The organism is Candidatus Bathyarchaeota archaeon (assembly GCA_026014745.1).
Taxonomy (GTDB): Archaea; Thermoproteota; Bathyarchaeia; order Bathyarchaeales; family Bathycorpusculaceae; genus Bathycorpusculum.
In genome coordinates, this window is the sequence record JAOZHS010000003.1 from 107,297 (window position 1) to 120,088 (window position 12,792).

Sequence of the window (12,792 nt, forward strand, 5' to 3'; positions counted from 1 at the left end):
CAATGTCTGATGTCCCCGAAAACGCGACTCTATGCGATATAATTCGAGATTTACTGCTCTCGTTGGTTTCTTCTCAAAATGAAGCAAACAAAGCCTTCATAGAAGGCATCGAAGAGTTAGCCGACACAGACGTAACGATAAGCTACACAAAAAATGTCCAAGGAAAAAAAGAAAAACAAGAAATCAAAGCCAACGCCCTATCTTTGGGCCTTCTACCAACTTGGCTAAACATTCAAAGCAGCACCATTGAAATACGCACCGCTCTCTCAACAGCAAGCAATCCTTCATCTTCGGGAATAAACGCAAAAAGCCTACGTGACCGCTCAAACACTCTATTCAAAATAAACCCCGTGGACGCAAAATACCAAAACGCTTACTCATATCGTGCAGCAAATTCAAGCGTAATTAAATTAACTATTGTGCCTCTTCCTCCCGACCAATTGTTAGAGGCTGCAAAATCGCAGAACCCAAAAATCGACACTACAAAAAAATAAAGGATTACTTGTTCCAGAAGAAGTCGACTAATTCGCTGTTTATGAATTTAATCGGTTCCAAAATAAGTCGCATGCCTATTGCCCGAAGATGTGGCGGCATCGAATCAATTTTTGATAATCCCGAACCTGGAACTGTGAATGTAACTTCGAGGTTGCCGTCTTGCTTTTTGATTTGTTGATCTTGGGTTTTTTTGAATTTTTCGAGTTTTTGCCGCAGTTTTTCGTTTTCAGGTAATAGATTTAGGAACGCGATTCGTGCGGGGTCAAAATAGAATTCGGCTATTTCGTTGAAGAATTCTATTAGCCAATTGTAATCTTCGGCCGTAGGCTTAACAGCGATAAGTAGCATTTGGAAGAATTCCTGAAAACCTGTGGTTGTGAATTCCTTAAAGACGCTCAAGTAGCTGGGGGGAACTGGGCTTGTGGCACGTAGTAGTTGCCGGTAAGAATACAGCAAAGACTCCGCCGCCATAGCGGGGGCGGTGTTTTCTAATCTTGCTCCCTGAGATGCATATCTGCAAAGCGCCTCATAGACGGTTTCGGGTTTATTTGATGAGAAACCAACCACGAGTAACGCATAGGCTAAGGGGTCATTTTTCTTTTCAGGAACAGCCAAAGCCGCCTTAATTTTATTCCAATCCCGAAATTCAGCAAAAGCAGTCAAAGCAACATAACCCGCGGTAGTGGCTTTGTAAATGGTTATTTTGCCCTTTTTTTCTCCTTCTACAAGTGATAAAGCCAATAGTTCTTTTAATGTTCTATTCAATTCGGGCCGGGTAATGCCTGTTTCTTTTAACAAATCTGCCAGTTGGGCATGTCCTTGTTTGCCGATTGCCTTTAAACAAGCTATGCGTCTGCGGGAAATCGTTTTGCTATCGTTAACGTCTATGGTGTTGAGGAAATTTAGGCTTGGAAATAACTGCAGAATTTTTGGATCTGCTTTTTTTGCGATTGCTACAAGATTGCTGGCTTTTGGTCTGTTAGTGTTGGTTTTCATTTTGGATCGCTCTGGCGAAATTCGGTTATGTATGTTATGCGAAACTCTTCTTTAAGCTCTTCTAACATCCATCCAATCTGTAGGTCGTCTATGTTTAACTTCGTCATAACCGAAAACCCTAAATCAAGCCCGCTTCATTACCTATTCAAAGATATTTTTTGTGCATAAATAAGGTATAACGGAGGTTTTTTGTGGCCGTCTTAAATAGCGACATCGCCGATCACAAAAAAGCAGAGTTACCGATAGCTGATTCTGGAGAGGATTTTAAGTCTTATGTTGAGTATTCTCCTGTTGCAGTTTTTGTGGCCAATCTCGATGGAAAATTTGAGTATGTAAATAAAGCTGCTTCCCACCTCATCGGTTATTCAAGAGAAGAAATATTAGATCTAAAAATTTATCAAATGGTCTTCGAAGAAGATATTCCAGAAGCCTTCAAAAAATTAGCTGAAGTTAAAGCAAAAGGTCAAATTTTGGACGAATTTATTTTTAAGTCTAAAGACGGCCAGCCAGTGAATATACGGGTGAACGGATTCAGGATGCCCGATGGAAAACTTGTTGCTTTCTGCGAAAACGTAACAGAACGGAAAAAAACTGAAGTTGCGCTAAGGATGTCAGAAGCAAAATTGCGGAGTATTGTTGAAAATTCAACTGACCAGATATTCATGATAGACGAAAATAGCAGATATTTATTTGTAAACAAGAGCTTGGCAGATAGTATAGGAAAGCGTCCTGAAGATATTATTGGCAAGTCAATATCTGAAGTGTATCCTCCGGAAACTGCCGCCCAATTCAAAGGTAACACAAAAAATGTTTTTGCTACTGGCAAAAGCCTACTTGTTGACGAAAAGATGGTCGTTAACAATCAAGAATTGGATATCAGTACCGTCTTGAATCCTGTCTTAGATGCTCAAAGAAATGTGATAGCCGTCACCGGGATTGTTAGAGACGTAACTGAACGCAAAAAAATAGAAAAAGAGCTGCATGAGAGCGAAGAAAGATTTAGAATAATCTTTGAGGGCGCAACCGACGGCATTCTTGTTGCTGACATTAAAACACAGCGATTTGTTCTTGCAAATCCCAAAATGTGTCAAATGGCGGGGTACCCACTTGAAGATTTGTTGAAGCTGAGTGTACCTGACATACATCCCAAAGAATTTCTGTCTACTGTAGACGGTGAGTTTGAAAAAATGGCGACGGGTGCGAAAGTGACTGCCCAAGACGTTCCTCTTCTTAGATCGGATAAACAAATACTCGATTGTGAAGTTAGTTCAGCAATCTTAGAAATCTGGAACCATCAATGTTTGGTAGGATTCTTCAGGGATGTTACGGAACGAAAGAAAGCGGAAAAAAAATTGGCGGATTCTTACCTTGCGCTTGAGAAACAGTTGCACGAGATCAATATGCTTCAAAAAGAACTGGAAAACTCCAATAAACTCCTTGGACAATCAAACGTTGACTTGGAAAACTACACCTATGTAGTTTCCCACGATTTGAAAGCACCTCTACGTGCCATCCGGTCCTTTAGCACATTCATTCTTGAAGACTATAAAGAAAAACTCGATGATACAGGGAAAGATTACTTCCAAAGAATCATCGACGCATCAACGCGCATGGACGCACTGATCGAAAACTTGCTTCTTCTCTCAAGAGTCGGACGCAAATTCATGGAGGTCGAGACAGTTGACCTAAACCAACTTTTAGAAGAGATTGTGGCCGACCTTGAACCAACACTTAAGCAAAACAATGGAACAATTGTTTTCCACGATCTTCCAAAAGTCACTATTCCGAGAACTTGGATGAAACAGCTTTTCATGAACCTGATAGATAACGGGCTTAAATTCAATAAATCAAAGGTGCCCAAAGTCGAAGTAACCTGTGAAGATCGAGATACAGAATTTCTGTTTAAGGTATCTGACAATGGCATAGGTATCGAAGAAAAGTATTTTGACCGTTTGTTCACTCTTTTCGAAAGGTTGCATACCCAAGAAGAATACCCTGGAACAGGAGCGGGATTAGCCATATGCAAGAAGATAGTTCAACAGTTTGGTGGCAGAATCTGGGTTGAAAGCCAAGTAGGCAAAGGAACTACCTTCTTTTTCACTCTATTAAAAAATAAAAATCCCCCCTCAGGAGGCAACTAAATATGTTGACAAACACGAACTCACAACACGCGCCACCGGAATACCCCATTCTTTTGGTGGAGGACAACTTGGATGACATTTTGATAACCCAGAGAGCCATGGCAAAAGGCCGAATAAGAAACAAACTCTACATAGTCAACGACGGCGAAGAAGCTCTTGACTTTTTCAACAAACGTGGAAAATACGAAGGCGCGCCTACGCCGACTCTTGTTCTGTTAGATCTGAAAATGCCGAAACTTGATGGTTTCGAGGTGTTGAAAGCGGTAAAAAATGACGAAAACCTCAAGAGCATACCGATAATAGTTTTAACCTCTTCTGAGCGAGACAAAGACATAGACCGTGCCTACAAGCTTGGCGCTAACAGCTACATTATGAAACCTGTGAATTTTGACAACTTTATTGAGACCATACTTTCGATTAAGTATTATTGGCTGACAATTTCCAAGGTGCCTGTATTCTAAAAAAACTCAATTAAATGAAAAATATTAAGAAGAGAAAAAAATTGAAACTCCATATACTGTATGTCGAAGATGAACCGAACGATCAGTTAATTATGAAACATGCCCTAAAAAAACTGCCAATAGACTACGACTTGACAACAGTCAGTACTGGCCGAGAGGGTTTAAACGAGGTTGAGAAGAAAAAATTTGATTTGTTACTGCTTGACTACATGTTGCCCGCAATGAGCGGTATTGAACTCCTTAACGAGCTGCAGAAACGTAAAGTTTACACTCCAATAATTTTTGTCACTAGCAAAGGAAGCGAGAAAGTAGCAGTTGAAGCTATAAAACTCGGGGTAATTGATTATATTGTCAAAGATGAGATCGGTACAAATCGTCTGACTGATAGCATAACCGAAATAATAGGCACACGAACTAAGGCGATTAAGTCTTTTAACAAAAGATTCATCTTCTACTTGGTGTTCGCTGTCGTTTACGGATTGGTTTTTATAAATTATATAGATGTAATTACGGGGGGTTATGAAGGGTACCACCTTTGGCTTGTTATAATGTATTTTTTCCCATTCGCCACCCTAACCATGATATTTCCCCGGAACTTGCAATTAACCCTCGGGTTGGGTCTTTTGGTGTCGCTTATGAACGACGTTTTCTATGGGGTTATTAGGAGCATGATGGGGTTACCGCTTGATTTAGGCTGGTATTACCATAATTGGCTCGTTCCGACAGATACTCTTCTATTCACGTTAAACCTCGGCTTCGCGATTATACCTGTCTATTCATGGATGATGGCGCTCACCATTTACCTTAGAATAATCCTAGTATTCATACTGTTAAGAATGTGGTACATCCCAGCAAAAATCAGATACATAAATCAAGCGCAAATAATAAAAAAGGATAAGAAAGCTACAACAGCAAGCGTGTAAAAATTTCTCAGTAATCTATAGTGTGGGCGAAGGATGCCACGGACCGTGATATCAAGGTTTCAACCAAAATATTGTTTGGTAACCGCGATTTGAAGCGTGGTAAAGCACTGGTTTTCAACATACTAATGAGCTGTTTCCGTGCCAATACACACCTCCCCCCTTAGGGTTTTCTGCATAGCTTGGCTATTAGGATTTTTTTCTCATTCCTAAAAAATAGCTAAATAAAAATCATCTGTCAGGGTTGATAACATAATACACGAAACATGAGAACTACTGAATCATGTTTTTCCAGATAGTGAGAAGCTGTTCCTTGTTCGCCTCTAACCATTTTGCCTGCTCTAAGTTTCCTTCCATGAATAAATCCAGCACCTTTTCAAATGAAATGGCGTAAAACAATGTTGGATGTTGCTGCACTGAAGTAACAATGCATTTAGCAATAAGGGTTTTAAGGCAGCGGTTTAATTCAGGCTTGGTTTTTTTTAGTGCAGTGACTAATTTTTCTGCTTCACATGGTCCTTTTTTGGCTAGAAAGATATAGATTTGGGCTTCGGCTGTAGTAAATCCCAATATTACGAGCTTGTCTAGTATGCGTTTTAATGCCATTAAGCCACTTCCTCAAGCAAGTAACTAAAAAAAGAAGAGAGGAATGTTGGTTGTTGCTTGCTATGTTACGCGTGAGTTGCCACTTGTTTGACGTTAAAGCCCATTGTTGTATCGCCGTCGCCCACTGGTCCATAATAGTTCCACGTTGGGCATACGAAGGTTGCATGCGCATCAAAAACCATGCTATCCATTGAAAGGGTTACGCCGTTGGGTAGATTCCAGACCACATTGTTGCTTTCAGCGTTGCCGTATCCTCTAAACATCAGGCCTCCTGGCGGCAGAGTCACCTGAGGAGTAACCACAGATATTCCGACAATTGGGTCACTCCAGTATGCAAAGACCATTCTGCCGACCCGGCACACTTGTAGGTCGCATGAGTCCACTAATATTATGTTCGTTGCAACAGGTAGTCCTTTGTATACGAACTCTCTAAGGAAAGTAGCTGTTACCTCGCTATCAGTTACTATTGCCACTGGTACAAGCATCTTCATGATGGGCGAGTAGGTGTCAACTTCTAGATAATCTGCGACTCCGTTGTCCCCTCGGTCATAATGCAGCACGGCAACGGTGATGGCTGGTTGATGTTCTGGAAGGTTAATCGTGGCAAATCCTGACCTAGTTGCGTGATCGCAATAAGTTACTGCGGCAGAGGCGGGAGCTAGAAAAGTGGCGGATAATATGACGGCAAAGCACAATAGGGAAATAGTTATTGAACGTATCTTCCTTATCATCTTTCTTCTCCTTCTTTTCAATAAAAAAACAATACCCTCTACACATACAAATTGTCAAGGTAGTCGAAAAAAATACGACTAACCCTTCCCGCAATAAACTTAAAGTAAAAAAAGCATAGATACCAATGAGGCGAAAAAATTGAGCGAAGAACAAGTGCTCAATACGCTTACAAACCTTGGATTCGATGCAGTAGATGCAAAAGTTTACGTTTTCCTTGCAAAGAAGGGCACTAAAAAAGCAAGTGACATTTGCAACGCATTAAAGTTAACCAAGCAACAGCTCTATCCAAGTCTAAAGCGACTTCAGGGAAAAGGGATTGTAACTTCAACTCTTGAGCATCCTGCTATGTTTGAGGTTTTGTCCTTCGAAAAGGTTTTGGACCTATTTATCAAAGCTAAAATCGAGGAAACACACAGTCTGGAGCAAAGTAAAGCTCAAATTCTCTCTGATTGGGCGAGCCTCAAACTTGAAGATAACCTGTCCGCTAAGTTCACCGTGCTTGAAGGAAGAAACTACATTTACTCAAAAATCCACCAAATAATTCAAAATACAAAAAATCAGCTTCTGGCCATAACTACCGTTCCCGCTTTGTCCCAAGCCAATCAACGTGGCATTTTCGAAGTCCCCTTCTCCCACGGCAAAAGTAAAGTCCACTTCAGTTTTTTAGTTAAAATAACCGACGAAAACGCTCGCTTTCTGAACGTTTTTCTTAAAGAAAATGCGAACGGGCTGTTTATTTTTGAGGGAAGGAGCCCAGACTTAGGTCAAACGTTATTCCCACAGATGTTCGTCAGAGACAATGAAGAAGCATTGTTTTTTGTTAAGCCAAGAACCGAAGCGTCAATCATAGATAAAGAGGACGTTTGCCTTTGGACAGACTGCGGAACGCTCATACAAGCTCTGACTACGATTTTTGAGACCTTATGGCTCAACTCAACAAGTATTGAAGAAAAAATAAGTGAGCTTGAAACTGGCAAGTTAACTCCAAAAACATCGATTTTAACAGATCCCGAAGTTGCAAAGAAGAAGTATAGTGAACTGCTGAAATCTGCTAAAGAATCGATATTAATAATGGCTTCCTTGGGCGGTTTTAGTGAACTCTCAGAAAACGTTTCGCAGTTCAACGAGTTGGTTCAGAAGGGAATTACTGTTAGGGTTATGGCGCCAATAATGAGTGAGAATTTGCAGGCTGCTCAAGCATTCTCAAAGTTTTGTTTAGTAAAGCATGTTGCACCAAACGACGTTGAAACAATCATAGTTGATGGTAAACACTTATTCCAATTCAAGACTGCCTCTGCAGAAGCACAATCAATCGATTCTCAAAATCGATTCAAGAATACCTTCTACACAAACAACGCAGAGTACATCAAGAAAACCGAAAAAATGCTCAATGAGGTCTGGAATAACTCCAATCCCCCGTCTGCTGATAATCTTGAAACGATATTCGGAACAGGTGCTCGTGTTCAGTCTAGCGCTTATTTTCCCGGAGCTATCCGCAGCCCCGGTCCACATGGTATGTATTACCCTTTGCCACCTGCCCAAACCACGAAGGGCAATTACCCCCTCATTCGGATTATCGATGATGACCCCGCTAAAAAGTTAACCGAGCAGGGTGTGTTGAATGAATTTATATCGCTAAAGAAAAATTTGCCAAAAAACCAATTATGGAATGTTTACTCCAGTCAAGCAATAGCCATAATCCATACGCCAGACTACTTTAACCTCCCACCGATGCTTATACGCGCCCATCATGTTGAGGAACGCTCTACTCGGGGCGCAGAAAACGTCATAATGGTCAATCTCTGGCTTGACTCACCAAGCGGTCACGCGTACATACCCGTTGCAGTCTTAAGCGATAATCTTAAAGGTCAAAGTTGGTGGAAAATACATTTTTTAGGTTCACCAGCAGCTGCAAACGTCCAGTTGGCTAAGGAGGGTGAACTGCAGGTACGAGTGCACGCTAATACTCTTTTTGCTGGCTGGACTGTGCCTATTCAGCTTTATCCTCCACAGTTCGTTCTTCCGCCTGCGTGCATACTTATCGAAGGATACGGCGATGTCAAGACTGCCGCATACACGATAGCTGGACCTACAGGCGGGTTCACCGCAAAACAGAACGGCTTTGACGCATTTGTCACTTTTTTGCATTCATCATCCGAATACTGCGGCGCCGGCACAGATGGTTTCTTTGTAAGAGAATTCGTCGCAAATATTTCTCCTAATATCTTTAATGGCGACCAACCAAGGACTTTAGAAACTCTGTTTACGCAAGAAGCAAAAAAGGACTTTACTGATGACTCAATACAAACAAGCAATGTTAAGAAGGAGCCGTAATCATCGAGCTTTTAATTGGGTCTTTGACAAAGAAGAAGTTGATTAGGGCTGCCGCAATTGCGAAGGCTCCAACGGTTAAGCCTAACGCTTGAAATCCCGTAACGGGATTACTGTAGATGTTTAGCACTGTACCCGCTACGAAGACGCCGACGGCTGTTCCTATGCCACTGAACGCTGATGCCAATGACATCGCAGTTCCACGGGATTGAGGGACCTGTTCAAGCATCAAGTTAGAGGCGGCAGCTAATGTGATGCCCAAAAAAGCAGAGGCTACCCAGCGCAACGCAAGAAAAGCGCTCAAATCTGGTGTTGAATACGAAATCAAGGTTAACAGACCCGCAAAAAAGATGCTGGTCATGGTGAGGCGTTTTCGTCCCAAACGGTTAACAGTATAACCGCCAATTATGGCTCCGACAGTAACAAGGGCAGTGCCCGCAAGGGTGCCAATTACTGCAGCATAACCTGGCTCAATAGAAAATATTTGTCTCAGAAAGGTCACTTCAAAAGCTACGCTGCCAAAGGCAAACGCGTTACCCAAAAAGCCTGTGGCTAAGCATGCAACAGCTGATTTGTTGCTAAGTACTTGTTTATAGCCCTTTAGAAATGGCTGTTTTGTGGTGACTAACGGTTTTTGCGTTGGTTTTTGGGAGAAAGTTAAGAGTACAAGAATCAGGCTTGCGACCGCCGTTGGCAGCATAAACCATAGGAACACCGAGCGCCAACCGCTGGCTCCCGCCATAAAACCAACTATGGGTGCACCAACTGCATTCGCAAGCGTTCCTGTTGCAGCAACCCAGCCGATGGCCTTTGCTTTTTTGTTTAAGGAGAAATAATTTCCGATTAAGGTTTGTGTTGTTACAACTATAAGCACTGAGCCTATTCCGTTTAAGGCTACTATTATCTGAGCTGCTTGAAAGGTGGGTGCTAAAAAAAGGCCTACGTCGCAGGCTACAATAAAGAGTATGCCTACTACAACGAGCCCTTTATACCTAAACTTGACCCCAAAAGCAGCCAAAAACAGCGCCGTTGCTACCGTCGCAACTGCAATTATTGAATTAAGTTGACCAACGCTCCCTGGCAGGACTCCATAAGTATTGGCGATATCAAGAATACTTATCGGAATTGCAACATCGATAATAGCTGCAGCAAAAACCGCGACAAGTAACACTAGCACCAGCATATTTGGCGGGTTAGGTTCAACAGTCGCCGCTGTCATATTTGCATTATTCGTTATGAGCGATATATAGCACTTGTCAAGATGTTGAAGATTGTACTCTTTCCTTAGCTATTGGCGTTCTCTGAATCCGAGGTTACTGTATAGCGTGTTGTTCCGCTGACGTATCTTCTTTTAATTCAGGGTTGTGGTTGAGTGTGTTAAAAAGATGATTAAAAATAAAAAAAGAAAAGAAGATTTTTGGTTTATGGGCGTTTTCTGAGCAGTAACACTGTGGCTACGGCAACTGCTACTATTATGGCGACTGCGGCAAGTGCGATGTATAATGTCAAGTCTGAGCGGGTGACAAGGTCCGTTTGAATGGCGGCGGTTGGTGCTGTTGTTGGGGCTTCGTCAACTTTTATGGCGGTTTTCGCGTCGGATGGCCAGTATGAGTTAGTGCCATCGAATGAGGCAATTATGGTGTATTCGCCAGGGACTTCAGGTTGGAATGATGTTTTATAGAATCCGTCTGCGTCGCTTGTTGTTCTTGCCACTTCATAGTAGTTACCGTTTGGATCTAAGACATTTAACACGACGGTAACGCCGGTTGTGTTGGTGGGCTTTGGCATTTGCATATATACGTATTCCATGAACTGGGTCATGCTATCGTCAGAAACTGCTGGAACGCCATTTGGAAAGCGAGGAGCAACGCGGTTGCTTGTTGTGCCCGAAGCTATGTCAGTTACTGAGCCTTCTACTATTACGCTGTTGCCATATAATGAAACCTTTGGTGATGCTTCTATTGTGGTTGCGCTTGGTCCTTTGCCGATGCAGTAAATCATTTCGTCATCTTCATTGAGGCTAACAGCATAGCCATCTGAGAAAGCGAAGTTTTCCCATAATCCGAGGAGATCCCATATACGGTCGCCTGTGGTTGCGTTAAAGCAGTAAATCTTCCAAGTTCTGTACAGTGGGTGGGTGTGCGAGTGTTCTTGAGAGCGGGCAAAGACCTTTCCGTCAAGAACCTGAACTGTTAATGGTGTTCGTTCATAGGCGCTTTCAAGTCCTTCTGCGTCTACAGCTGATTCCCATACGAGGTCGCCTGTTTCAACATCATATGCATATACTATTCCGCCGTATCCGCCTGAGTATAGCATACCGTTTTGTATATCGGCGCCGCTGCTGTACATCATCCATTGGGGCTGTGGTTCAGTTGTCCAGAGTTGTTTGCCCGAGGTAATGTCATAGGCAATAAATTGTCGAGTTTCTTTTGCCCTGAGTACTAGAATTCCCGCATCGACGCTTGCAGCGCTCCATTGTAGGGTTACGTTTGCTGCTGGGGGTTTGGGTGCTATCTTCCAGAGTAGTTGTCCGCGGTTTTCGGGTTTGAGGCTAATCGCCCACACGGTGTATTGCTCGTTAAATTGACTTGTGCCGAATTGTACAAAGCCTGTGCCGCTAATCATCATATCGTCAAACGCATATACTTGGTAGGTTGTTCCCAAGTTTGCTGGTAACGTGACGTTCCATGTGTAACAGGTGGTTCCGTTGATTGTTTTTCCTACTGGTCTATATTGCCAATAGCTTGTTGTTGCTACATGGTCGATGTTGAATTGTTGTATTCCTGAGGTGGATAGTCCGGTTAATTCGAGAGATGCTGATGCGTTCCATAAAGATAACCATGTTCTGTTTGATGCGGAGCCTCCGAAGACGTATACGAGTCTTTCACCAGTTGGTCCTACAGCTACTGTTCCTGAAGGCACACTGTCGTAGCTAAATAGCTCTGTTCCTTGGAAGGGGTCCATGATGGTGTTGGTTGGTACCGCTGCACCAGGGCTCAAAGTTAATGCTGACGCGCCTGAGGTCCATAGGTATGGGTGAACGCCATGTTGGTTGGGTGATTGATATTCATAGATTGTTGAGGCGCCAATTGCACTTTGGTTTACTTTCCATATTAGTTCTCCAGTTCGCAAATCTCTGCAGATGATATTTGCTTTTGTTGTGGTTGTTGAACTGCCCAAGTTGAGGTTATAGTAGAGTCTTCCTTGAATGATTGTGGCACCGCCAAATTTGCCTTCGTATGCACTGCCTGTGTGGTAGCTTAGGGATTCGTATTCTCCGCCTGCAATGCCTCCGAAGAAGTAGGGCTCAGTCCACATTACGTGCGCGCTGTTTGGGGAGGTAACGTATTGTAGTCCTCTGTTTCCGGTAATCCAGTTCCCTGCAATCATTGACCATTCTCGGTTGTAGGAATTTATTGGACGTGTCCAGTACTCGCTGGGTAAGGGTACACCCGGAATTATGGTTAATTGGTCTTCAGTTACTCTTAAGGTAGTGATTTCGCTGTCACATGCTCTGTATAGCCTATTGTAGCCTGATGAACCTGTGGTGTTTTTCCATTGTGCGGGTAGGTGCGATTGAATTGAATAGTTGCCTGCAATGGTTGGTGTATATGAACAGAATCCGCCTCCTACGGGGTCGCTTGGTGGTAAAGATATGGTTTCTGTTTTGTTGTTGGGGTCGGTGATTGTGATTGTCCAGCCTGTCCACGCGTTTCTGCTGCCAACTGACCCCAGCGTGTAGTCGAGGGGTGTTGTGGGCGGCATTTCAGCGGTCCAGACTACGATGGTGACTGGTTGTCCTACGCCGGTGGGGTTGGGTGCAACTGCAACGTATGCAAAGTCGGGATAGTTTAATTGTAAGGTTTGGCCTTCGGCTGAATATAGACTTGCTATTGGTAGCACCATTATAATTGTTAAAAACATGATAATGGTTTGCTTAGATGTTTTTGTTTTTATCATTTCTTTCTATCCTAGTTAGCGTGCAATGTAAGTTGCTTGGCTAACTTAGAATTAGAACAATTAAGTCAGAATATAATTCGATTTGGAAAGTGGATACCTACTAAATTCGCCTGCATGTTAGAGACTAGCCTATTATTTACGAAATTAGTG

The 12,792-nt window shown here is 42.7% G+C and carries 10 protein-coding genes; 5 read left to right on the forward strand and 5 right to left on the reverse strand.

The window, feature by feature from the left end; all coding sequences use genetic code 11:
* Positions 1-2 precede the first annotated feature (2 nt).
* On the forward strand, positions 3-494 hold the full coding sequence (locus NWE92_11700) for a hypothetical protein (GenBank protein ID MCW4030298.1): 492 nt from the start codon (positions 3-5) through the stop codon (positions 492-494).
* Positions 495-498: 4 nt separating this feature from the next.
* On the opposite strand, the gene NWE92_11705 is transcribed toward NWE92_11700, so the two are convergent.
* Entirely contained in the window at positions 499-1,491 is a 993-nt protein-coding gene (locus NWE92_11705) for a hypothetical protein (protein MCW4030299.1), read from the reverse strand.
* Positions 1,492-1,682: 191 nt separating this feature from the next.
* Between NWE92_11705 and NWE92_11710 the strand changes: the two genes are divergently transcribed.
* Genes NWE92_11710 through NWE92_11720 form a run of 3 tightly spaced genes read left to right on the forward strand, consistent with a single transcriptional unit; the run spans position 1,683 to position 5,016 of the window.
* A complete protein-coding gene (locus tag NWE92_11710; protein ID MCW4030300.1) occupies positions 1,683-3,632 on the forward strand; it encodes a PAS domain S-box protein in 1,950 nt (649 codons plus the stop codon).
* A 2-nt stretch (positions 3,633-3,634) separates the two neighbouring features.
* Positions 3,635-4,093, forward strand: a complete 459-nt coding sequence (locus NWE92_11715; GenBank protein MCW4030301.1) for a response regulator — start codon at positions 3,635-3,637, stop codon at positions 4,091-4,093.
* 14 nt (positions 4,094-4,107) lie between these two features.
* Positions 4,108-5,016, forward strand: a complete 909-nt coding sequence (locus NWE92_11720) for a response regulator (GenBank protein ID MCW4030302.1) — start codon at positions 4,108-4,110, stop codon at positions 5,014-5,016.
* 270 nt (positions 5,017-5,286) lie between these two features.
* Here the strand turns inward: NWE92_11720 and NWE92_11725 are convergent, their stop codons facing one another.
* On the reverse strand, positions 5,287-5,619 hold the full coding sequence (locus NWE92_11725; GenBank protein MCW4030303.1) for a helix-turn-helix domain-containing protein: 333 nt from the start codon (positions 5,617-5,619) through the stop codon (positions 5,287-5,289).
* A gap of 65 nt (positions 5,620-5,684) precedes the next feature.
* Positions 5,685-6,350 (reverse strand): hypothetical protein, encoded by a 666-nt coding sequence (locus tag NWE92_11730; GenBank protein ID MCW4030304.1) that lies wholly within the window; start codon positions 6,348-6,350, stop codon positions 5,685-5,687.
* A gap of 139 nt (positions 6,351-6,489) precedes the next feature.
* Between NWE92_11730 and NWE92_11735 the strand changes: the two genes are divergently transcribed.
* Positions 6,490-8,685 (forward strand): hypothetical protein, encoded by a 2,196-nt coding sequence (locus NWE92_11735; protein ID MCW4030305.1) that lies wholly within the window; start codon positions 6,490-6,492, stop codon positions 8,683-8,685.
* On the opposite strand, the gene NWE92_11740 is transcribed toward NWE92_11735, so the two are convergent.
* Both NWE92_11740 and NWE92_11745 read right to left on the reverse strand, forming a co-directional pair.
* Complete coding sequence (locus tag NWE92_11740) at positions 8,669-9,901, reverse strand: MFS transporter (protein ID MCW4030306.1); 1,233 nt, start codon at positions 9,899-9,901, stop codon at positions 8,669-8,671. The two genes, NWE92_11735 and NWE92_11740, sit on opposite strands and share 17 nt — an antisense overlap.
* A gap of 203 nt (positions 9,902-10,104) precedes the next feature.
* Positions 10,105-12,606: a PQQ-like beta-propeller repeat protein gene (locus NWE92_11745; GenBank protein MCW4030307.1), complete on the reverse strand. Its 2,502-nt coding sequence runs from the start codon at positions 12,604-12,606 to the stop codon at positions 10,105-10,107.
* Positions 12,607-12,792 lie beyond the last annotated feature (186 nt).

Coding starts and splice junctions, on each gene's coding strand:
- NWE92_11700 (MCW4030298.1), top strand. CDS start 3: ATGTCTGATGTCCCCGAAAACGCGACTCTATGCGATATAATTCGAGAT.
- NWE92_11705 (MCW4030299.1), bottom strand. CDS start 1,491: ATGAAAACCAACACTAACAGACCAAAAGCCAGCAATCTTGTAGCAATC.
- NWE92_11715 (MCW4030301.1), top strand. CDS start 3,635: ATGTTGACAAACACGAACTCACAACACGCGCCACCGGAATACCCCATT.
- NWE92_11720 (MCW4030302.1), top strand. CDS start 4,108: ATGAAAAATATTAAGAAGAGAAAAAAATTGAAACTCCATATACTGTAT.
- NWE92_11725 (MCW4030303.1), bottom strand. CDS start 5,619: ATGGCATTAAAACGCATACTAGACAAGCTCGTAATATTGGGATTTACT.
- NWE92_11730 (MCW4030304.1), bottom strand. CDS start 6,350: ATGATAAGGAAGATACGTTCAATAACTATTTCCCTATTGTGCTTTGCC.
- NWE92_11740 (MCW4030306.1), bottom strand. CDS start 9,901: ATGACAGCGGCGACTGTTGAACCTAACCCGCCAAATATGCTGGTGCTA.
- NWE92_11745 (MCW4030307.1), bottom strand. CDS start 12,606: ATGTTTTTAACAATTATAATGGTGCTACCAATAGCAAGTCTATATTCA.